Source organism: Kitasatospora sp. Root107, from assembly GCF_001424875.1.
Taxonomy (GTDB): domain Bacteria; phylum Actinomycetota; class Actinomycetes; order Streptomycetales; family Streptomycetaceae; genus Kitasatospora.
Map to the genome: position 1 here is coordinate 53,838 of NZ_LMCT01000010.1, position 24,293 is coordinate 78,130.

The following is a 24,293-nucleotide window of genomic DNA, read 5'->3' on the forward strand; positions in this document are numbered from 1 at the left end:
TCGACTACTGAGACGCCGTCAGGCGAGCAGCGCCTCGATCACGCCGGTGTGCGCGTCCGTCAGCTCGGCCAGCGAGACGGTGAACTGGCCCTGGATCTCCAGGGAGTCACCGTCCACCACGCCGATCCGGGTGGCCGGCAGGCCCCGGGCGCCGCACATGTCGTTGAACCGGAGCTCCTCGCTGCGCGGGATCGACACGATGGCGCGACCCGCGGACTCGGAGAACAGGAACACGAACGGGTCGAGACCGGTGGGCACGATCAGGCGCGCGCCGTTGCCGCCCTTGAGGCAGCTCTCCACCAGGGCCTGGGCCAGGCCGCCGTCGGAGAGGTCGTGCGCGGCGTCGATCATGCCGTCGCGGGAGGCGGCGATCAGGATGTCGCCGAGCAGCCGCTCGCGCTCCAGGTCCACCTTGGGCGGCAGGCCGCCGAGGTGGTTGTGGGCGACCTGCGACCAGGCGGAGCCGCCCAGTTCGTCGGCGGTGTCGCCGAGCAGGTAGACCAGCTGGCCCTCCTCGGCGAAGCCGATCGGGGTCCGCCGGGTGACGTCGTCGATCACGCCGAGCACCGCGACCACGGGGGTCGGGTGGATGGCGGTGTCGCCGGTCTGGTTGTAGAGCGAGACGTTGCCGCCGGTCACCGGGGTACCGAGGACCAGGCAGGCGTCGGCCAGACCGCGGGTCGCCTCGGCGAACTGCCACATCACGTCCGGGTCCTCGGGGGAGCCGAAGTTGAGGCAGTCGGAGACGGCGAGCGGCTTGGCGCCACCGGCCGCGACGTTGCGGTACGCCTCGGCCAGCGCCAACTGGGCGCCGGTGTACGGGTCCAGCTTGGTGAAGCGGCCGTTGCCGTCGGTGGCCACCGAGACGCCGAGGTTGGTCTCCTCGTCGATCCGGATCATGCCCGAGTCCTCGGGCGTGGCCAGCACGGTGTTGCCGATCACGTAGCGGTCGTACTGGTCGGTGATCCAGGACTTGGAGGCCTGGTTCGGCGAACCTGCGACCGCCAGCAGCGCCGCCTTCAGCTCCTCGCCCGTGGACGGGCGCAGCAGCCGCTCGGCGGTCGGCGCGTCCGCCTGCAGGGCGTCCTGCCAACTCGGCCGGGCGTACGGGCGGTTGTAGGTCGGGCCGTCGTGCGCGACCGAGCGCGGCGGGACGTCCACGACCAGCTCGCCGTGCCAGAAGATCTCCAGCCGCTCGCCCTCGGTCACCTCACCGATGACGGTGGCGATGACGTCCCACTTCTCGCAGATCTCCAGGAAGCGGGCAACCTTGCCGGGCTCGACGATGGCGCACATGCGCTCCTGCGACTCGCTCATGAGGATTTCCTCGGGCGAGAGCGTGTTGTCGCGCAGCGGTACGGTGTCCAGCTCGATCCGCATACCGCCGGAGCCGGCCGAGGCCAACTCCGAGGTGGCGCAGGAGAGTCCGGCGCCGCCGAGGTCCTGGATGCCGAGCACCAGCTTCTCGGCGAAGATCTCCAGGGTGGACTCGATCAGGAGCTTCTCCTGGAACGGGTCACCGACCTGGACGGCCGGGCGCTTGGCCGGGCCGGTCGCGTCGAAGGTCTCGGAGGCCAGCACCGAGACGCCGCCGATGCCGTCGCCACCGGTACGGGCTCCGTACAGGATGACCTTGTTGCCGGTGCCGGACGCCTGCGCGAGGTGGATGTCCTCGTGCTTCATGACGCCCACGCAGAGCGCGTTGACCAGCGGGTTGCCCTGGTAGCAGGAGTCGAAGACGACCTCGCCACCGATGTTCGGCAGGCCCAGGCAGTTGCCGTAGCCGCCGATGCCCGCGACGATCCCGGGCAACACTCGCCGGGTGTCGGGGTGGTCGGCCGCACCGAAGCGCAGCGGGTCCATCACGGCGACCGGGCGGGCGCCCATCGCCAGGATGTCGCGGACGATGCCGCCGATGCCGGTGGCCGCGCCCTGGTAGGGCTCGATGTACGAGGGGTGGTTGTGCGACTCGACCTTGAAGGTCACCGCGTAACCCTGGCCGACGTCGACCACACCGGCGTTCTCGCCGATGCCGACCAGCATCGCGTCGCTGTCCGGCTTCTTCTCGCCGAACTGCTTGAGGTGCACCTTGGAGCTCTTGTACGAGCAGTGCTCCGACCACATGACCGAGTACATCGCCAGCTCGGCGCCGGTGGGGCGACGGCCGAGGATCTCCCGGATCTTGGCGTACTCGTCGGCCTTCAGGCCGAGTTCGGACCAGGGCTGCTCGGCCTCGGGCGTCTGCTCGGCGTTCTTGACGGTGTCGAGAGTCATCAGGCGTTCACCAACTGCTTGAGGACGGAAGTGAAGAAGCCCAGGCCCTCGGTGCTCGGGCCGGTGAGCGGCTCGACCGCGTGCTCGGGGTGCGGCATCAGACCGACGACATTGCCGGCGGCGTTGGTGATGCCGGCGATATCGCGGTAGGAACCGTTCGGGTTGACGTCGAGGTAACGGGCCACGATCCGGCCCTCTGCCTCGAGTTGGTCCAGCACGTGCCCGTCGGCGACGAAGCGGCCCTCGCCGTTCTTCAGCGGGACGACGATTTCCTGCCCGGCCGAGTAATCCCGGGTCCAGGCGGTCTCGGCGTTCTCGATCCGCAGCTTCTGGTCGCGGCAGACGAAGTGCAGCGAGTCGTTGCGGGTGAGCGCGCCGGGCAGCAGGTGCGATTCGCAGAGCACCTGGAAGCCGTTGCAGATACCGAGGACCGGCATTCCCAGCTTCGCCTGCTCGATGATGGTGTCCATCACCGGGGAGAAGCGGGAGATCGCGCCGCAGCGCAGATAGTCGCCGTAACTGAATCCACCCGGGAGGACGACTGCGTCGACCTGGTGGAGATCCTTGTCACGGTGCCAGAGGGCGACCGGCTCGGCGCCGGCCAGCCGGACCGCACGCTGGGCGTCGCGGTCGTCGAGGGAACCGGGGAAAGTGACGACGCCGACGCGAGTGGTCACTTCCCCTCCTCCTCTACCCGGACGGTGAAGTCCTCGATCACGGTGTTGGCGAGGAAGGTCTCGGCGGCTTCCCGGATCCGGGCGAGCGCGGCGTCGTCGACCGGACCCTCCAGCTCCAGTTCGAATCGCTTGCCCTGACGGACATCGGCGATCCCGGCGAATCCAAGACGCGGCAGTGCACGCTGCACCGCCTGGCCCTGGGGGTCGAGGATCTCGGGCTTGAGCATGACGTCGACTACGACGCGAGCCACTGGCACTCCCGGTGGTGTGGTGCGTGAGGCGGGGGACCTCCAGACTACCGGGGCATTCGGGCGACTTTGCTGGCCGGGCCGGGTCCGGAGAGGGCGACGCGCGTAGACCTTTGCCCCTTACGTCCCAAGGGTTCCGCCCTACCCACTGCCCGCGACGGCCTCCCTTTACGCCGGATTCCGCAGCCGCTTCTGGAACGCCCGAATACCGGCACTACGGGACAGAACGACCATCCACATCACCCGCTATCACCCACCGGCGAACACACGTGAATATCCGGAAAAGAAAGCAGGACTCTTCGATTTCGGCCCGCTTTGGGTGCAGAATAGGGCCACCGGTGACGGCGAGTGCTGCGTATCCAGCGCGGCTTCCTGCCTGCCCGCAAGCGCCCGCGTGACTGGTGCACATCGGGCCGCCCGGGCGCATCCCGCATCCGGCGGCCGAATTGCCCGAGAGGATCGACACCCATGGCTCAGCGTGTAGTTGTCACGCTCTCCGACGACCTGGACGGCGGCGCCGCCGCCGAGACCGTTCACTTCGGCGTGGACGGAAAGTCGTACGAGATCGACCTGTCCCTGGACAACGCGGAGAAGCTGCGGGAGGCCCTCGCCCCGTTCGTCGCGGCCGGCCGCCGGCAGAGCCGCGCCGGAAAGTCCTTCCGCCGCACCGCCCTCACCCCGGACCCGGCCGCCGTGCGCGCCTGGGCCCAGTCCCGCGGCATGGAGCTGCCCGCCCGGGGCCGCATTCCCAAGCACGTCTACGAGTCCTTCGCCGAGGCCAACTGACCTGGCCCGACCGGCTCGTCGCCCCACCCCGACCGCCCCGGCGGAAAGGGTGGGGCGACCACTCGTTCCGATGGGGTAGAGTTCTTTCTGTCGCCAAGCCGGGAGACCGGAAGGCGGCCGGTGCTTCAAGAAGCACCGTGCGGACGTGGCTCAGTTGGTAGAGCATCACCTTGCCAAGGTGAGGGTCGCGAGTTCGAATCTCGTCGTCCGCTCGCAGTGAAAACAACCGAAGATCGTGCGGACGTGGCTCAGTTGGTAGAGCATCACCTTGCCAAGGTGAGGGTCGCGAGTTCGAATCTCGTCGTCCGCTCAGTTGAAGGGCCCCCTCATCGAGGGGGCCCTTCGTCGTGTTCGCCGCCACCCACTGACATTTGTCACCGCCGACCCGTGTGAACGCGGCCCTGACCGGTGACCGCACGCACTGCCCACCGGGCCGCCCCGCCGGGAGGCTTGGGGCATGGACACCAGCCGCACCGAGCCACCCGTCATCGAGGTCACCGGCCTGCACCGGCACTACGGCCCGGCGGGCTCGGGCGGCTTCGACGCCGTCCGGGGCCTCGACCTCACCGTCCGCCGGGGCGAACTCTTCGCCCTGCTCGGCACCAACGGCGCCGGCAAGACCTCCACCATGGAGCTGATCGAGGGTCTGGCCGCGCCGACCGAGGGCCGGATCCGGGTGCTCGGCCACGACCCGTACCGGGAGCGGACCGCTGTCCGGCCGCGGATCGGGATCATGCTCCAGGAGGGCGGCTTCCCGTCCGAACTGACCGTCGCCGAGACCGGCCGGGCCTGGGCCGGGATGACCACCGGTGCCCGCCCGGTGGACGAGGCGCTCGACCTGGTCGGCCTGCTGCACCGGCGCACCGTCCGGGTCAAGCAGCTCTCCGGCGGCGAACGCCGTCGGCTCGACCTGGCGCTGGCCCTGCTCGGCCGCCCGGAGGTGCTGTTCCTGGACGAGCCCAGCACCGGCCTCGACCCGGAGGCCAGGGCCGCCACCTGGCGGCTGGTCCGTGAACTCCGGGCCCAGGGCACCACGGTGCTGCTCACCACGCACTACCTCGAAGAGGCCGAGGAGCTGGCCGACCGGCTGGCCATCATGCACGGCGGACGGATCGTCACCGAGGGCACCGTGGCCGAGGTGATCGCCGGCCGACCGTCCCGGATCGCCTTCGAACTCCCGGAGCGCAGCGGCCGGTTCGAGACCGTCGCACTGCCCGCACTGCCCGGCGCCGAGGTCACCGCCGAGGGCCGCCGGATCACCGTCCGGACCCCGACCCTGCAGTCCACCCTCACCGAGCTGCTCGGCTGGGCCGCCCGGCACGAGGTCCCGCTCGGTGCGCTGGATGCCCGCAGCGCCTCGCTGGAGGAGGCCTTCCTGGCCGTCGCCTCCACCCCTTCCACCCCTGAGCCGACCGGAGCCGTCCGATGACCACCGCCACCAGCCGCCTGCTCGCCCTCGGCCGGGCCGAGACCACCCTGCTGCTGCGCAACCGGACCGCCCTGTTCACCGCACTGGCACTGCCGCCGCTGCTGGTGGTCGGACTGGCCGAGCCGATGAAGCAGCAGGCCGCGGACTTCCCCGGGATCAGCACCGGCGGCCTGCTGGTCACCGGACTGCTCGGGCTGATCCCGATGTTCGTCGTCTACTACAACCTGACCGCCGCGTACGTCGCCCGGCGCGGCGAGCTGGTGCTCAAGCGGCTGCGCACCGGCGAGGCCCGTGACCTGGAGATCCTGGCCGGAACCGCCGTGCCCTCGGTCAGCCTCGCGGTGCTGCTGAGCGTGGTGCTGTGCGGCTCCGGAGCGGTCGGTCTCGACCTCTCGCTGCCGGTCAACCCGGTGCTGGTGATACTCGGACTCGCCCTGCTGATCGCCGTGCTGGTCGGGCTGGCCGCCCTCTCCAGCGTGATCACCAGGACGGTGGAGAGCGCCGGCATCACCACCCTGCCGGTGCTGCTGCTCAGTCAGTTCGGCTCCGGCATGATCCTCCCGCTCGACTCGATGCCCGACCAGCTCGCCGCCGTCTTCCGGCTGCTGCCCACCACCCCCGCCTTCCAGCTGCTCCGGCTCGGCTGGTTCGGCACCGAGGGCTCGGCCCCCGCCGTCGGCTTCGCGGGCACCTGGGCCGACGCCCTCCCGCTGCTCGCCCTCGCGCTGGCCTGGATCGCCGCCGCCGGCTGGGCCACCGACCGCTGGTTCCGCTGGGAGCCCCGACGCTGACCGGCGGTCCGCACCGGCCCCTCTGACAGCCCCTCTGATAGGAAGGGCAGCCGCATCCGATGCCGTCCCGAGGAGACCACGTGCACCACCCGCTGCGCCGCTGGCGCGAGCTGGGGAAGCCGCAGCGGACCGAGGTCTACATCCGCTGGTCGCTCTACCTGGCCGCCTGCGCCGAACCGCTGGCCGTCCTGGGCTCGCTCGGCAGCGATCCCGACCGGCCGTCCACTCCGGCGCTGCAGCTGCTGGTGGCCGGCACGCTGGTCGGGACGGTCGCCTCGGTTCTGCTGCTCCGGGCCGCGCTGCCGCACTACCTGGGCCGTCGGCCGCGGCCCGACCTGCTGCTCGCGGTCTCCACCGGGCTGGCCCTGGCCACTGTCTGGGCCGTGGTGCTGACCACGCCGGTCGCCCAGCCGACCGGAGCCATGCTGACGCCGGTGCTGCTGATGTTCTGGTTCGGCCCGGTCACGGTGGCCCTGCCGAACCGGCTCTCCGGTGCACTGGCCGCCGCCGTCCTGCTGCTGGTGCTGCCCGCCCTGCTGATCGCCGGTCTCCCGGTCGGGACCGCCCTCGGGGTGCTCACCGCCGTCGCGCTGGCCTGCCTGCTGTTCGCCGCCACCTGCCGCTGCTCGGCCTGGCTGGTGGGCGTGGTCTGGGAGTTGGACGGTGCCCGGGAGACCCAGTCCCGGCTGGCGGTGGCCGAGGAGCGGCTGCGGTTCTCCCGCGACCTGCACGACGTACTCGGCCGCAACCTCACCACCATCGCGCTGAAGAGCGAGCTGGCCGCCCAACTCGCCCGCCGGGGACGCCCCGAGGCCGCCGACCAGATGACCGAGGTGCAGCGGATCGCCCAGGAGTCCCAGCGCGAGGTCCGGGACGTGGTCCGGGCCTACCGCACCGCCGACCTGCACGCCGAACTCACCGGCGCCCGCTCGGTGCTCCGCGCCGCCGACGTGGCCTGCGAGGTCGAACTCGGCAGTGTCGACCAACTCCCGGTCACCGCACAGTCGGTACTCGGCTGGGCGGTCCGCGAGGCGACCACCAACGTGCTCCGGCACAGCGAGGCCACCAGCTGCCTGATCCGGCTCCGGATCGGCGGCGGCCAGGCCCTGCTCGAGATCGAGAACGACGGCGTGACGGAGAGTCAGCCGGGCACCGGCGGCACCGGACTGACCGGTCTGCGCGAACGCCTCGCCGTGTACGGTGGCCGACTCGCCACTCCCCCGGCCGGGCCCGGCCGGTTCCGGCTCACCGTGGACCTGCCGCTGACCGCACCCGCCCTCTCGATGGAGGTCTCCACCGGATGACCATTCGCATCCTGCTCGCCGACGACGAACACCTGATCCGGGGCGCGCTGGCCGCGCTGCTCGCGCTGGAGGACGACCTCACCGTGGTGGCCGAGGCCGCCACCGGCCCCGAGGCGCTGGCGATGGCCAAGGCGCACCGTCCCGACGTCGCCGTGCTGGATCTGCAGATGCCCGGGATGGACGGCATCGAGGTGGCCACCGAGCTGCGGCGGGTCCTGCCGGAGTGCCGCACCATGATCGTCACCGGGCACGGGCGGCCCGGCTACCTCAAGCGCGCCCTGGAGGTCGGGGTCCGGGGCTTCCTGCCGAAGACCGTCTCCGCCGCCGACCTGGCCGGTCTGATCCGCACCGTCCGGGCCGGCGGGCGGTACGTCGACCCCGAGCTGGCCGCCGACGCGATAGCCGCCGGCGAGAGCCCGCTCACCCCCCGCGAGACCGACGTCCTGGAGCTCGCCGCCCACGGCACCTCGATCGCCGAGATCGCCGAACGGGCCTCGCTCTCCTCCGGCACCGTCCGCAACTACCTCTCGGCCGCCGCCACCAAACTCGGCGCGGAGAACCGCCACGCAGCCGTCCGGATCGCCCGCGAACACGGCTGGATCTAAACAGTGATCAACCAGGTACGACCAGGGGCTCGGGGAACTGCGACGCCGACCTCGTACAAGGTGTCGCTCCGGACGAGCTGAACATGCCCGCCCACCTGCTGGAGCTGGCGGCCGAGCGGGGCCACACGGTGGAGCGGGCGCCCGGGCGCCCGGCGAAATCTACTGCCAGGCGTTGCCTGTGAGGCGCTCGTACGCCTCGGCGTACTTGGCCCGGGAGGCCGCGACGATCTCGGTGGGCAGCGCCGGCGGCGGCAGTTCGCCCTTGGGGTCCCAGCCGGACTCGGGCGAGGCCAGCCAGTCGCGGATGAACTGCTTGTCGAAGGACGGCTGGGCGTGGCCCGGCTCCCACTGGTCGGCCGGCCAGAAGCGTGAGGAGTCCGGCGTCAGCACCTCGTCGCCGATCACCAACTCACCGTTCAGCAGCCCGAACTCGAACTTGGTGTCGGCCAGGATGATGCCGCGCTCGCGAGCGATGTCCCGGGCCCGGCCGTACACCGCGAGGGTGGTCTGGCGCAGCGTGGTGGCCAGCTCGGCGCCGAGCCGGCGGGCGGTCTCCTCGTAGGGGACGTTCTCGTCGTGCTCGCCGACCTCGGCCTTGAGGGCCGGGGTGTAGATCGGGGCGGGCAGCTCGGAGCCGTCCACCAGGCCCTCCGGCAGGGCGATGCCGCAGACCGTGCGGTCCCTGCGGTACTCCACCAGGCCGGAGCCGGTCAGGTAGCCGCGGGCCACGCACTCGACCGGAGCCATCTCCAGAGCGCGGCAGATCAGCGTGCGCCCCTCCCAGTCGGCGGGCGCCCCCGCCGGGACCTCGGTGGAGATCACGTGGTTGGGCACGATGTCGGCGATCCGCTCGAACCACCAGAGCGAGAGCTGGGTGAGGATCCGGCCCTTGTCCGGGATCTCGTTCGGCAGCACCCAGTCGAAGGCGGAGGTCCGGTCGCTGGCGACCATCACCAGGTCGCCGTTGCCGGCCCGGTAGAGGTCGCGCACCTTGCCGGTGTGCAGGTGTTCCAGACCAGGTACCTGGACCGGCTCGGGCTTGGTGACAAATCCGCTCAAGGTCGTCTCAGTCCTCAGAGAAGGGGGGCTCTGGGCACCGAGTCTTTCATGCGCCGCCCGCTCACTCCTTGCACAGGTGGTCGAGCAGGTTGGCGGTGGCCCGCTGGATGCGCTCGTCGGTGTGCCCGGGACGGTCCAGGGCCGGTGACCAGGCGAAGGTGCCCGCGGCGAAGACGTACGCGCCGCTGGGTGCCCGGTAGAGCGAGGTCTCCTGGTACCGGATGCGGCCCGCGGTGTCCCGATAGGGGGAGTGCGCGAGCAGGGCGCGCTCGGTGTGCTCGGGCAGCGCGACCTTCGGGTAGTAGCGGTCGGCCTCGCCGGCCACCAGGCCGGCCAGCTCCTCGCCCTCGTGCAGGCCGGTGCCCTCCCAGAGCCAGTGGCCGGTGTTCCGGGCCACCATCGGCACCGGGGTGGGTACCCGGCCGGCGTACTGGACGCCGAGCAGGTGCTGTTCGGGCTCGGCCGCGTCCCGCCAGAGCGCGCTCTGGCTGCCCGAGGTCCCCGCCGCCGGGTGGCCGGGGTGCAGGCGCTGGCGCTTGCGGCAGTTGAGCAGCCGGTTCGGCTCGCCGGCCGGGCTGGGGGTGAGGTCGACCCGCCAGTACATGGTGTTGGCGGAGAGGAAGACCAGCGAGGTGCCGCCGTCCCTGGCCTGCTCGGCGGCCCGCCGCATCGGCTCGGACCAGTACTCGTCGTGGCCGGGGAAGACCAGCGCCCGGTGCCTGGCCGGGTCGACCAGACCGGCGTGCAGGTCGGTCGCGGTGGCGTAGGCGAGGTCGTAGCCGTACCGCTCGGCCCAGCGGATGAAGTCGTACGCGTGGCCGACGTGCAGCGGCAGCCCGGCGCCCGCGTGCGGGCGGTCGAAGGAGACCGTGACGGCCGCCTCCTGCTCCCCGAGCAGCCCGCCGCGCCCGTCCCAGGCGTGGTAGAGGCTGGCGCCGCTCTGGCCGTCCTCGGGGAACAGGTTGTACGCCTGCCAGGTGACGTCCGGGATCACCAGCAGCAGCTCGGCGGGGTGCGAGTGCTCGTCGAAGTCCCTGACCGTGAACGGGATGTGACTGCGGTGCAGGTTGTCGGCGGTGGTCAGCACCGCGACGTACGCGCCGGGGCGCCAGTGCGTCGGCACGTGCAGCCGCCAGGACTGCCACCAGTGGTGGCAGGAGACGGTGCGGCCGACCACGAGCGGGGCGGGCTGGGCCAGCCCGGCGATCAGCGGACTGGACGTCATGTGATGGGCGCCGTCGCCGCCGTAGTGGCCGATCCGGTAGACGTCCACGGTGAACTCGCGCGGCGGGTTAACCGTGACCCGCAGGTCGATCGAGCCGCCGGGGCGGATCACTCCGGCCGAGGCGAAGCCCTTGATCTGCTGCTGGACGTCGTCGGAGTTGGCCGGGGTGCCGACCGGCGGCCTGGGGCGGGGCACACCCGCCGGGAGCTGGCCGGGCGCGTCCAGGCTGACGTACCACGGGACCGCGCCCTCGATGCCGGCCACGTACTGGTCCGGGCTCCGCAGCCACGGCAGTGGGCCCTGGCCGAAGGGGTCGGAGACACCGTGCTTCAGGGTGCCCGACTCCCAGCGGCGGTTGAGTTCCGTCCCCACGCGCCCCTCCCACACTCGCACCGGCCCGACTCGGGCCCCCGGTGGCATGTGCCAGGCGGATGTGCGTGCGGTCCAGCACACCACAGTGCTGGCGCTGCGTCACCCCACCGTAGCAACAAGTATTTACTGAAATCTGGTTCGTCTCCGGAGCGATCCGGCGGACCGTCAGAGCCGGACCGGGCCCGCCAGCCGCAGACCGGCCGCCTCCAGCCAGGACCGCAGCGGGGCGTCCTTGCCCTGCTCCACCGCATCGGCCACCAGCGCGCCCAGCTCGGGGCGCCTGGTACCGCCCAGCAGCAGCACCGGGCCGTCCAGCCAGTCCATGCCGGCCCGGCCGCGGCCGGTGTCCACCGCCGCCAGGCAGACCAGCGCGGTGACGTGGTCGACCAGCAAGTCCCGCCCGCTGCGGACCACTTGGAGGGGGGGCGCGATCTGCTCGGTGCGCGCCAGGTGCGCGGCGAGTGCTGCGGCCAGGGGCTCGCCACCGCCCTCCGCGAGCCGGGCCAGCACCAGGTGAAGGGTGGGAGCGGACTGCTCGGGCACCCCGTCGCCGAGCACGGCGCGCAGCGCCTCGGCCTGGCCGCGCCAGCCGAGCTCGACCACCTCGGCCGGGTAGTCGGCCCAGTCCAGCTCCCGCCAGCCGGTGCCCGCGGTGCCGAACGGCTCCCCGAACAGCACCTCGGCCGCCAGCAGCGAGACGGCCGCGTCCACCGACCCCGGCTCCTCCAGCAGGTCGCAGGCCGGACGGTCGCCGAGCCGGGTGCCGTACCCCTCGGCCAGCCGGTCCCGGCGGGACAGCTCGGTGAGGGCGGCGACCACCCCCGCGTTCAGGTGGGCCGGGTGGCGGCCGAGCCGCCAGGCGGGCAGCGCGACCCGGGTGAGCAGCCTGTCCCAGCCCGCGTAGGCGAGGCCGACCTGCTCCTGGGCGGCGATCCGCAGACCGTAGTCGACCGACTTGGCCTGCTCGGAGGCGGCCGCCGCGACCGCCCGCTCCAGCTCGGCCGAGTGCTCCCGGCAGGCGTTCAGCAGCAGCTTGGTGAGCCGGTCCAGCAGGGCGGCGGGCCCGCGCCGGGGCTCGCCGAGCGAGGCGTCGAGTCCGCGCAGGAACCGCCGGGCGGCCGCGATGTCCGGATCGGCAGCCGCCGCCGTACCGGCCACCACCGGGGCCAGCAGGGCGCGCAGCTCTCCGGCCCGCATCCACCAGAGGAACGGCGAGCCGATCACCAGCACCGGCGCGGGCTCCGCCGCCCGGTCAGGACCGCCGGACAGCACCTCCCCTGCCACCGGGACGGGCCGGCCCGTCGGGCGCCGCCGGCCCGGCCGGTGCACCTCCTCCAGCCAGCTGTCGCAGTCGGGGGTGAGCGCGATCCCGGACGGGGCGGGCACCCCGAGCCGCTCGGCCAGCTCACCGATCTGCCGGTAGAGCTCAGGGGCGGCGGACTCCGCGATCGGCACCGCGGGCGTCCGCGGCGGCACCGCTCTGGTGTACGTCCTGGCCACCAGCCAGGTGGCGAGGAGCACCAGCACGGCGAGCACGCCGACCACCCAGCGGGCCAGGTCCCAGGCCGCCGCGTCGGCGGAGCCCGGCGCGCCGATCCGGCCGGTGAACCGGCCCGCGAACAGCACCACCGCGAGGGCGGCGGGCAGCGCGGCGACTCCCAGTGCCCGCCCACGGACCCGGAGCACGGCCTGGGCACGTGCGCGGGCTGCGTCGACAGCGGCCATACGGCGCGGCACCCCCTTCGGAGCCGGCGTCCACGGATCGCGGCGCCCTCCGGTACAGGGAGGTCGGCCACGACCCGGACACCCGAGCCGACTCGAAATGATCAGTATCCGAACGGGGGACGACGGACGTCGGCCCCGCTTGTGCATCGTGCATGGCACTTCTGACAGTTCTGACGCCTGCCTGTGGGCAGGCGTTCCGGATCGCTACCGTTTCCACCCGTCCTGGTGACACGACGGCCGGACCGAGCGCCACCGACAGCATCCCCCCGGCCGCGCCCGGACACCCGGCGGCGGCCGCACCGGCGGGCAGCCCGCCGACGCGATGCAGCGCACCCTACGACCCGGGGCCCGGCCGCGTCAGCCGGATGGCGACCGGATCACCCGAAGGGCTGGAATCCTGCCGCCGACCGGTGTGGCGACTGGTGCCCGACAACGCCGAAGGGCGCTGCGTCCGGTGGGATGACCCGGTCGCAGCGCCCTCACGGACGGTCGGCTACTGCGCCGCCTTCAGCGCGATGTCGGTGCGGTGCTGCCCGCCCTTGAGCGAGATCCTGGCGACCCCCCGGTAGGCCAGCTCGCGTGCCTCGGCCAGGTCGGCCCCGGCCGCGGTGACCGAGAGCACCCGGCCACCGGCACTCAGCACCTCGCCGTCCTGGCCGGCCTCGGTCCCGGCGTGCAGCACGTACGCGCCCTCGGCCTCGACCTCGGCCAGGCCCTCGATCGGGTCACCGGTGCGCGGGGCGGCCGGGTAGCCCTCGGAGGCGATCACCACGGTGACCGCGGCGCCCTCGTCCCAGCGCAGCGGCTCCAGGGTGCCCAGCGTGCCGTTGGCGGCGGCCAGCAGCACCCCGGCCAGCGGGGTGCGCAGCCGGGCCAGCACCACCTGGGTCTCCGGGTCGCCGAAGCGCGCGTTGAACTCGATCACCCGGGTGCCGCGCGAGGTGAGCGCCAGACCGGCGTAGAGCAGGCCGGAGAACGGGGTGCCCCGGTGCCGCAGCTCGTCCACGGTCGGCTGCAGGACGGTCTCCAGGACCTCCTGCACCAGGCCCTCGGGGGCCCACGGCAGCGGCGAGTACGCGCCCATGCCGCCGGTGTTGGGGCCCTGGTCGCCGTCCAGCGCGCGCTTGAAGTCCTGCGCGGGCACCAGCGGCAGCACGGTGACGCCGTCGGTGATCGCGAACAGCGAGACCTCGGGACCGTCCAGGAACTCCTCGATCACCACCCGCTCGCAGGAGACGGCGTGCGCCAGCGCCTCGGCGCGGTCGGTGGTGACCACCACGCCCTTGCCGGCCGCCAGGCCGTCGTCCTTCACCACGTACGGGGCGCCGAAGGCGTCCAGCGCCTCGGCCGCCTCGGCCTCGGTGGTGCAGACGTAGGAGCGGGCGGTGGGCACGTTGGCGCCGGCCATCACGTCCTTGGCGAAGGCCTTGGAGCCCTCCAACTGGGCGGCCTCCCCGGACGGGCCGAAGACCGGGATGCCGGCCGCCCGGACGGCGTCCGAGACCCCCGCGACCAGCGGGGCCTCCGGGCCGACCACGACCAGCTCGGAGCCGAGCCGCCGGGCCAGCGCGGCCACGGCCGCACCGTCCAGCTGGTCGACCGGGTGGACCGTCGCCACCTGTGCGATCCCGGCGTTACCCGGGGCACAGTGCAGCTCGGTGACGGCGGGATCTTGGGACAGAGAGCGGCACAGGGCGTGTTCGCGGGCGCCGCCGCCGATGACGAGGACCTTCACGCCTTGAAGGGTAGTCGGTGGCCGGATCGGGCCGGTCGCCGGTCCCGTCGGAACCTCCAGTCACTGGCCGCGACGGGCGGCCGGTGGCTGGAGGAAACTCCAAGATCTGCGCCCCTGAGGGCCGGGCAGAGTGGCCGGGTCAGGGCGACGGGACCGGACGGACTCGCTCGGAAGGGTGAAATCTCGCCGACCGCCGCAACTCTCCCACCTCGGCTTGATGGGGTGAATTCCGATAACGATCGCTGCCGAAGCGGCCACATGGTCAGCCATTTGGCGGTAAGAAGTGCTGTTGGACGAGCACCGGCCGTCACCGTTGCACGACACCATGGGCGACCCACACCGCTCGCGGTGCCGACCGTCCGACGAAGTGTCACACCTGGCCGGTGTCCGGAACACTGGCCGCTCGACGCACCGTCAGGCCCGGTACCCGCCAGGGCCTCAGCAGTCCGCCCGCCACAGGGAGCCCCACAGGTGAGCCAGCCGGAAATGCAGCCCGAGGAGAGCCCCTGGGGCAAGGAAGTCGGTGAGGAGGACCAGCCCGTCGTGGCCTCCGCCGCACTGACCCCCACCCGCCGCCGCACCGATCTGAGTGCCCGCCAGTTCCCGCTCGGCGACTGGGGTGAGCCCGCCGAGCGGCTGGAGGAGCTCTACCGCTGGTCCGAGGAGCGGGCCGTCGAGGCGATCGACTGGTACCGCAGGGACCGGGTCTGGAAGCGGCGCTGGGCCAGGCTGCTGCGGTTCGGCGCGGCCGGGTTCGCGGTGGCCGGGCTGACCGATCCGCTGCTCTCGCTCAGCGGGGTCTCCTGGGCCTCGCCGAGCTGGGGCTACGTCGGTCTGGCCCTCTCCGCCGCCTGCCTCGGGGTGGACCGGGCGTTCGGCCAGACCTCGGGCTGGATGCGGGACGTCAGCACCGCCCAGGCGCTGCAGCGCCGGCTGGAGGCGTTCCAGTTCGACTGGGCCTCGGAGTGCGTGCGCGAGGTGCTCGGCCCGACCGAGGGCACGGCGGGCGAGGCGGCCGAGCGCTGTCTCGGCGTGCTGCGCCGGTTCTGCGAGGACGTCTCGGACGTGGTCAGGGGCGAGACCTCGGAGTGGATGCTGGAGTTCCGCGCCACCATGACCCAGCTGCCCACCCAGTCCCCGGGCCCGTGGGGCGGCCGCACCGAGAGCGGTGCCGGCGCCCAGGTCCGGATCCTGCCGCCGCCGGGCACCCGGCCGACCATGCCGCGGCAGCGCCCGCCGGAGGGCCCGCTGCGCTAGGCGCCTCGGTCTGCGCGGACGCCCCGGCCGGGGCGTCCGCGCAGAAACGATGCATCAGGCAGGGACGGGCTCAGGCGAAGACGATCATCGAGCCCTGGGTGACACTCCGGGTCGCCGCCGCGTACAGCCCCGCCCAGGCGTGCCGCTCCCGGGCGAACGGGTGCTGGTCGTCGATCGGCGGCTCGAAGGTCTGCTCCAGATCGGTCGGCGCGAGCGGCCGGGTCGGAGCCGGCGGGTTCAGCGGATCGAGGCCCAACACCGGCGCCACCGCCTGGAGTTCACGCAGCAGACCGTACGAGGAACCGAGCGGGCCGCCGGCGGCCAGCAGCTCGTCCGCGACCAGCGGGAGCTGGAAGTCGATCGGCACGTACGCCCCGGCGTGGTCGAAGTGCCAGACCAGGTGCGACTGTTCGGCGGTCGACTCGAACATCTCCAGCAGCTGCTCGTAGTCACCCCCGAGCGCGTCCACCGGCTCGATCGCGAAGCCGGTCAGTCCCAGCAGGTAGGCCCGCCGCAGGAAGTGCAGCGAGTCGTAGTCGAAAGCGGCGATCGGCTCCACCGAGCCGCTGAGCTCCGGCGAGTACCGGTACACCGGGACCTCGGGCAGACCGTGCGCGACCAGGGCCGCGTTGTACCGTACGAGGTCGTCCCGGAACGGGTTCTCGGGGCTGTGCGTCAGGACGTCCACCAGCGGGACGAGCCAGAGGTCGCAGGCCATGGGCCGGCTCTTCCTCTCAGAGGGCGGACACGGGAAGAGCCCACCCTACTGCGCCACCGGCTCCTCGGTACCGGCCCCGGCACCGGACTGCAGCGGGCGGCCGAAACGACCCGGTGGGACGGCCCGGGGCAGCGGCACCAGACCGAGACCGAGCTCACCCCCCGCCGCGGCCGGGGCGGGGGCCGGACACTCCGCCACCGGACGGCGGAGCAGCGGCAGCACCGCCACCGACTCCAGTGGCCGGCCGCTCAGCCGGGCCAGCAGCTCCACGGTGAACAGGTTGTACTCGTTCACCATCTGGTGCGCCCCCGACACGTCCCGGGCCTCGATCCGGTCGACCAGATCCGGGTGACGGTCCCAGCAGACCCCTTCGAGCTCACCGGCGGCGCGCAGATAGGGCGCCGCGAACATCCAGGACTGCACCCGCAGCCAGCCCAGGTAGCCGGAGACCCGGGTGTTCTCGAGCAGCGCACCGGCCTCGTGCCAGAACCGCAGGTCGCAGCCGACCAGCACGTCCAGCTGGCCGGACCGGGACGCCCGCTGGGCCGCCTCGGCCCGGCGGCGCAGCGACGGCAGGCGCCGCCAGTCGTAGCCGCTGGCGCGGGCCCCGAGCTGGCGGAAGGCACTGTCCATCAGCATGGTGCGGGCCTCGAAGATCTCCACGAAGTCCGACCAGTCGAACTCCGGGACGGTGAAGCCGCGGTGGTGCTCGGCCCGGAGCAGGCCCTGCGCCGCCAGGTCGACCAGGGCCTCCCTGGCCGGGGTGGCGGAGACGCCGTACAGCTCGGCGATCTCCTTGACGGTGAAGTTGCGGCCGGCCGCCAGGCGGCCCGCCATCATCTCCTCGCGGAGCGCGGCGGCGATCTGCTCGCGCAGGCTGTTGCGCTGGATCGCCGGGCGGCCGTCGCCGGGGGGAGCCGTGGGGCTGGACATCCGGGCGACAGCCTCCTCTCCGGGCTCGGCCCTGCTCGCCGGCCGCTCCGAGCGGAACACGACCAGGGCTCATCTTCTCAAATGCGCCCACCTGGTGCGCAAGAGCCCTAACAGTGTCCATATCCGGACACGCACCCGGCCGCCCGGGGCGGCCCGGTCAGCGCCGTACCGGGCCGGTCAGCGCTGGACGGGAGCCGGGATGCCGAGCAGCCGGTCGCGGTGCACCGGGAACTCGGAGCGGGCCTTGGCCGCCCCCGCCGGGTCGAAGTCGACGGTCAGCACCTGCTCGCCCGCCCCGGCCTCGGCCAGCACCTTGCCCCACGGGTCGACCACGATGCTGTGCCCGGCCTGCTCGACCCCGCCGTGCGTCCCCGCGGTGTTGCAGGCCAGCACGTAGGCCTGCTCCTCCACCGCCCGGGCCCGGGCCAGCAGGGTCCAGTGCTCGCGCCGCCGCTCCGGCCAGGCGGCCGGGATCAGCAGCAGCTCGGCCCCGGCGTCCAGCAGGGCCCGGAACAGCTCGGGGAAGCGCAGGTCGTAACAGGTGGCCATCCCGATGGTGCCCAGCTCGGTGGTGGTGGCCACGATCTCCTGCCCGGCACCCATCGCGATCGCCTCGCCGCTGTCGAAACCGAAGCGGTGGATCTTGCGGTAGGTGGTGGTCAGCTCGCCGTCCGGGGCGAACAGCAGGGAGGTGTTGTAGATCGGGCCGTCCGGATCGCGTTCGACGATCGAACCGGCATGCAGCCAGACTCCGGCGGCCCTGGCGGCGGCCGACATCGCCTCGGCGGTCGGCCCGTCGAGCGGCTCGGCACCCTCCGACCAGGCGTCGTACGCGAAGCCGCCGAGCGGCCACAGCTCGGGCAGTACCACCAGGTCGGCGCCCTCCTGGGCACGGACCAACGCGGCTACCCTGGCCCGCCGTTCGGCGGGCGGTTCGACGTCCGAGACGTCGATTTGGATCAATGAAGCGCGCACACTACCACCGTCCATGAGACCAGTCCTACGATCGTCACCCGAAAGCACTGCCCGGCTGTCACCCGGCAGCGTAACGTGCGGTTAGCGCCGCCGCCCGGAAGCCGGAACACCCGGGTTCGCGCTCCAGGGCGGCACAGTACGGAAGCTGACGGAGGGCCGGAGAATCCCGTGACGGAGAACCAGACCGTGCAGGCTTGCATCGACGCGTGGACGCAGACCATCGAGGCGATAGCCGAGCTGCTGGCCCCGCTGCCCACCGACGCCTGGAACCGGCCCACCGAATGCCCCGGCTGGTCGGTCCGTGACGTCGTCTCACATGTCATCGCCCTGGAGTCCGAGCTCCTCGGCGACCCCCGCCCGATCCACTCGCTCCCCGGCGACCTCCGGCATGTCACCGGCGAGTTCGCCCGCTACATGGAGCTCCCGGTCGACAAGCGGCGCTGCCACACCGCACCCGAGATCACCGGCGAGCTGGAGTACACCGTCATCCGCCGCTCGCGCGCGCTGCGCAACGCGAAGCACGAGGCGGACGACCTGGTCCGCTGGCCCGCCGGGCCGCTCTCCCGGGACGTTCCGTACACCGAGCTGCTCCGGCTGCGCGCCTTCGACGTCTGGGTGCACGAGCAGGACCTCCGCCGGGCGCTCGGCGTCCCCGGCAACCTCGACTCGGCCGCCGCCCTGATCTCCCGCGACATCATGCTGGCCGGCCTCCCCAAGGTGCTCGCCAAGTCCGTCGGCGCCCCGCCCGGCACCACGCTCGCCCTGGACGTCTCGGGCCCGCTCGAGTTCCTCCGCACCGTCCGGATCGACGAGGACGGCCGGGCCACCATCGACGAGACCGTCAGCCTCGCCCCCGACGTCCGGCTCACCCTCGACTGGGAGACCTACCTCCGCCTGGCCTGCGGACGCGGCCGCCCCGGCCCGGTGAAGATCGACGGCGACCAGGAACTCGGCGCCCGGATCCTCGCCCACTTCGCCGTCACGCCCTGACGTGGCGTCATAATCCGTCGACCTGCGGTCGGTAACCCTTGTTCCGAACAAGGGTTACCGCGTTCCCGCAGGTCGGAGACCCTACACAAGCCGCCGCAGCCGCAAGATCATCCCAGTCCCGACCCCCAGCGGCACGAACAGCCAGCACAGCGCCCACCGGTACGCCTCCGCCGAGTGCACCCCGTCCGCCCCCACCAGGGTGTCGAGCAGCAGGCCGACCCCGAAGAGCGTGATGACCGTGCCGATGAAGCCGCCCATGTTGGCGATGCCGGAGGCGGTGCCCAGCCGCTCCGGCGGGTTGTGGGAGCGGGCGTAGTCGAGGCCGACCAGGGAGGCGGGGCCGTTGGTGCCCATCACCAGCAGCAGGACCAGCAGCAGCCAGAGCGGCGGGTGCGCCCCCGGCCAGGCCAGCACCACGGCCCAGCTCACCGCCGTGGCGGCGATCACGGTCAGGGTGATCGGCATCCGGGCCCGGACCGTCCGCGAGAGCACCCGCCCGAGCAGCAGCGCGAAGACCATGTTGCTGCCGACCAGGACGGTGAGCAGCCCGCCCGCCTCGCCCCGGGTCATGCCCTGACCCTCCACCAGGTACGGCATCCCCCAGAGCAGTCCGAAGGCCGCACCGGGGAAGGCGGTGGTGAAGTGCACCCACATGCCGAGCCGGGTGCCCGGCTCGCGCCAGGCGTCGCGGATCTGGGCCCGGACCGAGAGCCGCCGCCCGGCCGCCGGGACCACCGCGACACCCGCCGGGGCCTCCCGGAGCAGCAGCGCGACCAGGGCGAAGACCCCCACCCCGAGCAGCGCGACGAAGGCGAAGCTGGCGGTCCAGCCCTCGCGGTGCAGGGCCTGGGCGAGCACCACCGTGGTGATCAGGTTGCCGCCCATCCCGGCCAGGCCGGTGAGTTGGGCGATCAGCGGGTTCTTCGCGGCGGGGAACCAGCGTGCGGAGATCCGCAGCACGCTGATGAAGGTCATCGCGTCACCGCAGCCGAGCACGGCCCGGGAGACCAGGGCCGGTCCGAACGAGGTGGAGAAGGCGAAGGCGAGCTGACCGAGGCTCAGCAACAGGATGCCGGTGAGCAGCACCCGGCGCGGCCCCAAGCGGTCGACCAGCAGGCCGACGGGTATCTGCATCGCCGCGTACACCAGCACCTGGAGCACCGCGAAGGTGGAGAGCGCGGAGGCCCCGATCCCGAACCGTTCGACGGCGTCGATCCCGGCCACGCCGAGGCTGGTGCGGTGGATCACCGCGAGGACGTAGACGCTGACCCCGATCCACCAGGCGAACCAGGCGGCCCGGCCGCCAGGCGGTGTGACCGGCAGGGGTACGCGCTGACCGGGGACGGCGACACGGGCGGGGGCGGGGCTGGCGGTCTCGGGGTCCACGGTCACGTCGAACAGACTATGCAGCGCGTCAACCGCGAACGGCCCGGGACGGGCAACGATCCGGGTACGGAGGGCCGGTTCAGTCCCTGAGCTGCCAGCTCACCGTCCGGGTCATCCGCTGCTCCCGGAACTCCTCGTCGCGGACCCAGTCGGTGTCGTCCCGGACGGTCGCGGTGACCGTGACGGTCCGGCCGGCCGGGACGTTCAGCCCGGTGGTGTCCAGCCAGCTCCGGTCCTCGGCCGGGCTCTCCACCGCCCGCCCGTCCACCCGCCACTCCACCGCGAGCCGGCGCGGTCCGGTCAGTCCCAGCGGCCGCACCGCCAGCCGGGGCCGCCCGGTCACCTCGCCGGCTGCCGGGACGGGCGGGTCGGTCGGGCCGACCCGCTGGTAGATCTGCTTGATGATGGCCTCCCGGGAGGGCAGGTTGTAGCTGCCGCCGAGGGTGCGCATCACTGAATCGGCGGTCGGCCGGTAGACCCCGTTGGCGCTCCGGTACGCGCCGATCACGCCACCGCCGTCGGGCGACTGGGCGCCCAGCCAGCGCCACCACTTCTGCTGTCCCCGGCGCATCTCCTCGGCGTCCTGGGTGGACAGGTTGGGGTAGTCGGCGTCGGCCGGTGCGCTGTCGTACTCGTCGCCGAGGTCCCCGACGGTGTGCCCTATCTCGTGCTGGATGATCCGCCCGGCGTCCGGGTTGCCGCCCGCCAGCGTGGTCACCCCGGTGCCGCCCGCGCCGCCGTACTCGGTGGAGTTGGCCAGCGCGATCAGGTACTGCGGACCCTCGCCCGCCCCGGCGTACCGGGCGGTGGCGGTCTCGTCGGCGCAGAGCAGCCGGGCAGTGCCCTCGCACCAGAAGTGCATGCCGAGCGGCGAGTCGGGCCGCCGTCCCGACTGGTCGCCCTCGGCGATCCCGGCCGCCGGGGAGACCACCTCGACCCGCCTTATGTTGAAGAAGCCCTGGTAGCTGCGGAACGGTTCGATCTCCATCAGCGACTGCCAGGCCAGGTCGGCCTGCTGCCGGAACAGGTCCTGCTGATCGGCGGTGTAGCCGTCGCCGAGCAGCACCAGGGTGATCCGGCGGTCGGGCGTCCCGCTGCGCCGTATGTCGACGGTCGGGGCGGCCCCGTCGGCCCGCAGGTCGGCCTGCCGGAGCAGGTGCGGCGGGACGGCCAGTTCGGGGGCCGGGGACGGGGCGCCGATCACGTCGTACGGCGGCGGCGAGGCCACCTCCAGCGCGGCGGGGAGCACGGCTGCCGCCAGCAGGACGGCTGCGGCCAGGCCGCGGAGCAGACGACGGCCAGGATTGCCAGAAGGCATACGGGTTCGTCCTCGCTGCTCCGGTCACCCGGCGGGGGCTCGGGTGGGGGGTCGCGAAGACGTACCCGTCCCGTACGCCCCCGCAGTCCCCCTGCGCGCCAAGTTCCCCGGACCGGTGCAACCGGTCGGCCGACCGGCCCAGCCCCGGTTGCGCGGTCAGCCCCGCAGGTCAACCCCCGTGGGTCAACCCCCGTGGGTCAGCCCTTGCGGGTGCGCCCGGTCTGCAGCACGAGGTGTGTCGCGACGCCGAACAGCAGGCCCCAGAAGGCCGAGCCGATGCCGTACAGGGTCATCCCCGAGGCGGTGGCCAGGAAGGTCACCACCGCGCCGTCCCGGCCGTACTCGTCGGCCGTCGCCCCGGCCAGACTGCCCTGGAAGGAGGCCAGCAGGGCGGTGCCCGCGACCACCGCGATCAGCGCGGCCGGCAGGCCGGTGAAGAGGCTCACCAGCACCCCGGCGAAGCTGCCGATCAGGATGTACAGCACGCCGGTGGACATCCCGGCGACGTAGCGGCGGCGCGGGTCCGGGTGGCTCTCCGGGCTGGTGCAGATCGCGGCGGTGATCGCGGCCAGGTTGACCCCGGGCGAGCCGAACGGGGCCAGCAGCACCGAGAACCCGCCGATCGCGCCGATCAGCAGCCGGTCGTCCGGCTCGTAGCCGGAGGCCCGCATCACGCCGAGCCCCGGCGCGTTCTGCGAGGCCAGCGCGACGATGGTGAGCGGCAGCGCAAGACCGACCATCGCGGCCCAGCTGAACTGCGGGACCGTCAGCTCCGGCCGGACCGGGCCGCCCTGACCGAACTGCAGCGGCAGCCCGACGGTGGCGGCGGCCAGCAGCGCACCCGCCAGCAGGGCCACCGGTACGGCGTACCGGGGCACGAACCGGCGGGCGGCCAGGAAGGCCGCGAAGCTGCCCAGCACCAGCACCGGCGCGGCCTTCAGCGAGGTGAAGATCCCCGCGCCGAACGAGAACAGGATGCCCGCCAGCATCGCGTTCACGATCCCGACCGGCACCGCCCGGATCAGCCGGCCGAACAGCCCGGTCACCCCGAAGAGGGTCACCGCCACGCTGCTCACCAGGAACGCCCCGACCGCCTCCCGGTACGGGTACTCCCCCAGGCTGGTCACCAGCAGCGCCGCCCCCGGCGTGGACCAGGCCGCGATCACCGGGGTCCTGGTCCGCCAGGACAGCAGCAGGCAGCTCAGCCCACTGCCGATCGACACCGCCCAGATCCACGAGGCGGTCTGATCCGGCGTCAGCTGCCCCGCCTTCGCCGCCGCCAGCACCACCACCAGCGGCCCCGAGAACGACACCGCCACACACACCAGACCGGCCAGCAGGGCCGGCCCCGACACATCCCTGCGCAGCGACGCCCGAGGCTCGGTCGTGCCCTGCGGTGCCGCTGTCATCCCCCGTAGTTCTGTCACCTCGGCAGTATCCCGGAGGGCTCCCGGACAGTCCTCGAAAAAAGTTTTGAACCCACCTGCAACCACCGAGGGGGATGGACGTCTTAACGGTTGAAGGCAGGGAGAGCAGGGCCCGGCAGGAGCCGGCCAGGCGGCGCCCCTTCACCAACTCATCGCCAGTTTCAGCTCCTTGGGGGAGACACGTCATGCGTACGACCGTTATCAACCGTTTTGCGAAGATTGCCCCGCTGGCCGCCGTCGCCGCCCTCACCGCCGGACTCACCGTCATCCCCGCCTCCACCGCCTGGGCCTGCGGCGACCGGCCCGCCCCGGCCGCCACCGAGGCCTGGGAGCACCACGCCACCGACCCGGCCGCCACCCTCCTCCCGGGCACCCCGGGCAAGATCACCGTGGGCGGGCCGAAGGTGGAGTTCGGCATCGAGCTGTCCAACGGCACCGGCGAGGACTACCGGAGCATCGCGCCCCGCCCCGCCCTCTGGAACCCGCAGTCCGGCGACGTCTCCAACGACCTGCGGAAGGTCAACCTCCGCCCCGAGGACATCACCGTCGAGGTCATGGTCGGCGGCGGCTGGAAGAACCTCCCGCTCCGGCACAGCTGCGACCCGCACCTCAACGTCGACGTCTCGGCGGCCAGGGGAGTGCTCGCGGCCGGAGACACCAAGCGGTTCCAGTTCCGGCTGGGCCTGAAGAGCAGCTCTCCGGTCGAGCAGAAGTCCCTCGAGATCCACCTCTCCCCCAACGTCAAGCCGATCACCCTGACCATGGTCCGCCCGTCGGCGGCCGCCAAGCCCGTCACGCCGAAGCCCTCCACTCCGAAGGCCGCCCCGGCCGCCGTCCAGGCCGCTGCGCCGGCCGCCGACCCGACGGTCACGCCGACTCCGAGTGCCTCCACCACCCCCGCCCAGCAGCCCGCTGCCCCCGTCGTCGCCCCTGCCACCGAGCTGGCCTCGACTGGCAGCAGCGCCCCGAACACCTTCCTGCTCACCTCCGCCGCCGCCGTGGTCGCCCTCGGCGCAGCCGTCCTCACCGTGGTCCGCCGCCACAACCGCCGCCGCTGAC

21 protein-coding genes and 2 tRNA genes are annotated in these 24,293 nt (G+C 72.7%); 10 read left to right on the forward strand and 13 right to left on the reverse strand.

Annotation, left to right across the window (positions count from 1 at the left end; translation table 11 throughout):
- Window positions 1-18: 18 nt before the first annotated feature.
- From purL to purS, 3 genes are read right to left on the reverse strand one after another with little or no spacing between them, the layout of a single operon-like run.
- On the reverse strand, window positions 19-2,274 hold the full coding sequence (gene purL / locus ASC99_RS09940; RefSeq protein ID WP_057230361.1) for a phosphoribosylformylglycinamidine synthase subunit PurL: 2,256 nt from the start codon (window positions 2,272-2,274) through the stop codon (window positions 19-21).
- The gene (purQ, locus tag ASC99_RS09945) at window positions 2,274-2,951 is read right to left on the reverse strand and encodes a phosphoribosylformylglycinamidine synthase subunit PurQ (protein ID WP_057230364.1); all 678 of its coding nucleotides are present in this window, start codon (window positions 2,949-2,951) and stop codon (window positions 2,274-2,276) included. The genes purL and purQ overlap by 1 nt, the downstream gene beginning before the upstream one ends.
- Window positions 2,948-3,202, reverse strand: a complete 255-nt coding sequence (purS, locus tag ASC99_RS09950) for a phosphoribosylformylglycinamidine synthase subunit PurS (RefSeq protein WP_033250393.1) — start codon at window positions 3,200-3,202, stop codon at window positions 2,948-2,950. The genes purQ and purS overlap by 4 nt, the downstream gene beginning before the upstream one ends.
- 465 nt (window positions 3,203-3,667) lie before the next feature.
- Here purS and ASC99_RS09955 point away from each other — a divergent pair, with 465 nt between their 5' ends.
- The 7 genes from ASC99_RS09955 to ASC99_RS09985 all read left to right on the forward strand — a co-directional run bounded on the left by ASC99_RS09955 (window position 3,668) and on the right by ASC99_RS09985 (window position 8,114).
- Window positions 3,668-3,985 (forward strand): Lsr2 family protein, encoded by a 318-nt coding sequence (locus ASC99_RS09955; protein WP_057230366.1) that lies wholly within the window; start codon window positions 3,668-3,670, stop codon window positions 3,983-3,985.
- A 139-nt stretch (window positions 3,986-4,124) separates the two neighbouring features.
- Window positions 4,125-4,197: transfer RNA gene (locus ASC99_RS09960), tRNA-Gly, on the forward strand.
- Window positions 4,198-4,222: 25 nt separating this feature from the next.
- Window positions 4,223-4,295: transfer RNA gene (locus ASC99_RS09965), tRNA-Gly, on the forward strand.
- A gap of 147 nt (window positions 4,296-4,442) precedes the next feature.
- Complete coding sequence (locus ASC99_RS09970; RefSeq protein ID WP_057230368.1) at window positions 4,443-5,414, forward strand: ABC transporter ATP-binding protein; 972 nt, start codon at window positions 4,443-4,445, stop codon at window positions 5,412-5,414.
- On the forward strand, window positions 5,411-6,205 hold the full coding sequence (locus ASC99_RS09975) for an ABC transporter permease (protein ID WP_057230370.1): 795 nt from the start codon (window positions 5,411-5,413) through the stop codon (window positions 6,203-6,205). Before ASC99_RS09970 ends, ASC99_RS09975 begins: the two co-directional genes overlap by 4 nt.
- An 80-nt stretch (window positions 6,206-6,285) precedes the next feature.
- Complete coding sequence (locus ASC99_RS09980) at window positions 6,286-7,509, forward strand: sensor histidine kinase (protein WP_057230372.1); 1,224 nt, start codon at window positions 6,286-6,288, stop codon at window positions 7,507-7,509.
- Window positions 7,506-8,114, forward strand: a complete 609-nt coding sequence (locus tag ASC99_RS09985) for a response regulator transcription factor (protein WP_057230374.1) — start codon at window positions 7,506-7,508, stop codon at window positions 8,112-8,114. Before ASC99_RS09980 ends, ASC99_RS09985 begins: the two co-directional genes overlap by 4 nt.
- 159 nt (window positions 8,115-8,273) lie before the next feature.
- On the opposite strand, the gene ASC99_RS09990 is transcribed toward ASC99_RS09985, so the two are convergent.
- The 4 genes from ASC99_RS09990 to purD form a co-directional block, all read right to left on the reverse strand.
- Window positions 8,274-9,173: a phosphoribosylaminoimidazolesuccinocarboxamide synthase gene (locus ASC99_RS09990; protein ID WP_057230375.1), complete on the reverse strand. Its 900-nt coding sequence runs from the start codon at window positions 9,171-9,173 to the stop codon at window positions 8,274-8,276.
- A gap of 61 nt (window positions 9,174-9,234) precedes the next feature.
- Window positions 9,235-10,770 carry a N,N-dimethylformamidase beta subunit family domain-containing protein gene (locus ASC99_RS09995; RefSeq protein WP_057230377.1) on the reverse strand — a complete coding sequence of 512 codons (1,536 nt, stop codon included), beginning with the start codon at window positions 10,768-10,770 and terminating at the stop codon, window positions 9,235-9,237.
- 165 nt (window positions 10,771-10,935) lie between these two features.
- Window positions 10,936-12,495: a hypothetical protein gene (locus ASC99_RS10000; RefSeq protein WP_057230379.1), complete on the reverse strand. Its 1,560-nt coding sequence runs from the start codon at window positions 12,493-12,495 to the stop codon at window positions 10,936-10,938.
- Between the two features lie 493 nt (window positions 12,496-12,988).
- On the reverse strand, window positions 12,989-14,230 hold the full coding sequence (gene purD / locus ASC99_RS10005) for a phosphoribosylamine--glycine ligase (RefSeq protein ID WP_057230381.1): 1,242 nt from the start codon (window positions 14,228-14,230) through the stop codon (window positions 12,989-12,991).
- A gap of 471 nt (window positions 14,231-14,701) precedes the next feature.
- Between purD and ASC99_RS10010 the strand changes: the two genes are divergently transcribed.
- The gene (locus tag ASC99_RS10010) at window positions 14,702-15,487 is read left to right on the forward strand and encodes an SLATT domain-containing protein (protein ID WP_057230384.1); all 786 of its coding nucleotides are present in this window, start codon (window positions 14,702-14,704) and stop codon (window positions 15,485-15,487) included.
- A gap of 70 nt (window positions 15,488-15,557) precedes the next feature.
- Here ASC99_RS10010 and ASC99_RS10015 read toward each other — a convergent pair whose 3' ends face one another.
- From ASC99_RS10015 to ASC99_RS10025, 3 genes are all read right to left on the reverse strand, one after another.
- Window positions 15,558-16,205 carry a hypothetical protein gene (locus ASC99_RS10015; protein ID WP_057230386.1) on the reverse strand — a complete coding sequence of 216 codons (648 nt, stop codon included), beginning with the start codon at window positions 16,203-16,205 and terminating at the stop codon, window positions 15,558-15,560.
- Window positions 16,206-16,250: 45 nt separating this feature from the next.
- On the reverse strand, window positions 16,251-17,138 hold the full coding sequence (locus ASC99_RS10020) for a GntR family transcriptional regulator (RefSeq protein ID WP_063857052.1): 888 nt from the start codon (window positions 17,136-17,138) through the stop codon (window positions 16,251-16,253).
- Between the two features lie 177 nt (window positions 17,139-17,315).
- Window positions 17,316-18,113 carry a carbon-nitrogen family hydrolase gene (locus ASC99_RS10025; protein WP_057230429.1) on the reverse strand — a complete coding sequence of 266 codons (798 nt, stop codon included), beginning with the start codon at window positions 18,111-18,113 and terminating at the stop codon, window positions 17,316-17,318.
- A 168-nt stretch (window positions 18,114-18,281) separates the two neighbouring features.
- Here ASC99_RS10025 and ASC99_RS10030 point away from each other — a divergent pair, with 168 nt between their 5' ends.
- Window positions 18,282-19,103, forward strand: a complete 822-nt coding sequence (locus ASC99_RS10030; RefSeq protein ID WP_057230388.1) for a maleylpyruvate isomerase family mycothiol-dependent enzyme — start codon at window positions 18,282-18,284, stop codon at window positions 19,101-19,103.
- A gap of 81 nt (window positions 19,104-19,184) precedes the next feature.
- On the opposite strand, the gene ASC99_RS10035 is transcribed toward ASC99_RS10030, so the two are convergent.
- The 3 genes from ASC99_RS10035 to ASC99_RS10045 all read right to left on the reverse strand — a co-directional run bounded on the left by ASC99_RS10035 (window position 19,185) and on the right by ASC99_RS10045 (window position 23,216).
- A complete protein-coding gene (locus tag ASC99_RS10035) occupies window positions 19,185-20,495 on the reverse strand; it encodes a nitrate/nitrite transporter (protein ID WP_057230390.1) in 1,311 nt (436 codons plus the stop codon).
- A gap of 73 nt (window positions 20,496-20,568) precedes the next feature.
- Window positions 20,569-21,807 carry a M64 family metallopeptidase gene (locus ASC99_RS10040; RefSeq protein WP_057230392.1) on the reverse strand — a complete coding sequence of 413 codons (1,239 nt, stop codon included), beginning with the start codon at window positions 21,805-21,807 and terminating at the stop codon, window positions 20,569-20,571.
- A 197-nt stretch (window positions 21,808-22,004) separates the two neighbouring features.
- The gene (locus tag ASC99_RS10045) at window positions 22,005-23,216 is read right to left on the reverse strand and encodes a benzoate/H(+) symporter BenE family transporter (RefSeq protein WP_057230394.1); all 1,212 of its coding nucleotides are present in this window, start codon (window positions 23,214-23,216) and stop codon (window positions 22,005-22,007) included.
- Window positions 23,217-23,419: 203 nt separating this feature from the next.
- On the opposite strand from ASC99_RS10045, the gene ASC99_RS10050 reads away from it, so the two are divergent.
- Entirely contained in the window at window positions 23,420-24,292 is an 873-nt protein-coding gene (locus ASC99_RS10050) for a hypothetical protein (RefSeq protein ID WP_057230396.1), read from the forward strand.
- Window position 24,293: the final 1 nt, after the last annotated feature.

Bases quoted from the DNA above. Each gene is read 5' to 3' on its own strand.
- purL (WP_057230361.1), bottom strand. From the start codon at position 2,274: ATGACTCTCGACACCGTCAAGAACGCCGAGCAGACGCCCGAGGCCGAG.
- ASC99_RS09955 (WP_057230366.1), top strand. From the start codon at position 3,668: ATGGCTCAGCGTGTAGTTGTCACGCTCTCCGACGACCTGGACGGCGGC.
- ASC99_RS09970 (WP_057230368.1), top strand. From the start codon at position 4,443: ATGGACACCAGCCGCACCGAGCCACCCGTCATCGAGGTCACCGGCCTG.
- ASC99_RS09975 (WP_057230370.1), top strand. From the start codon at position 5,411: ATGACCACCGCCACCAGCCGCCTGCTCGCCCTCGGCCGGGCCGAGACC.
- ASC99_RS09985 (WP_057230374.1), top strand. From the start codon at position 7,506: ATGACCATTCGCATCCTGCTCGCCGACGACGAACACCTGATCCGGGGC.
- ASC99_RS10000 (WP_057230379.1), bottom strand. From the start codon at position 12,495: ATGGCCGCTGTCGACGCAGCCCGCGCACGTGCCCAGGCCGTGCTCCGG.
- ASC99_RS10015 (WP_057230386.1), bottom strand. From the start codon at position 16,205: ATGGCCTGCGACCTCTGGCTCGTCCCGCTGGTGGACGTCCTGACGCAC.
- ASC99_RS10020 (WP_063857052.1), bottom strand. From the start codon at position 17,138: ATGTCCAGCCCCACGGCTCCCCCCGGCGACGGCCGCCCGGCGATCCAG.
- ASC99_RS10040 (WP_057230392.1), bottom strand. From the start codon at position 21,807: ATGCCTTCTGGCAATCCTGGCCGTCGTCTGCTCCGCGGCCTGGCCGCA.
- ASC99_RS10045 (WP_057230394.1), bottom strand. From the start codon at position 23,216: ATGACAGCGGCACCGCAGGGCACGACCGAGCCTCGGGCGTCGCTGCGC.
- ASC99_RS10050 (WP_057230396.1), top strand. From the start codon at position 23,420: ATGCGTACGACCGTTATCAACCGTTTTGCGAAGATTGCCCCGCTGGCC.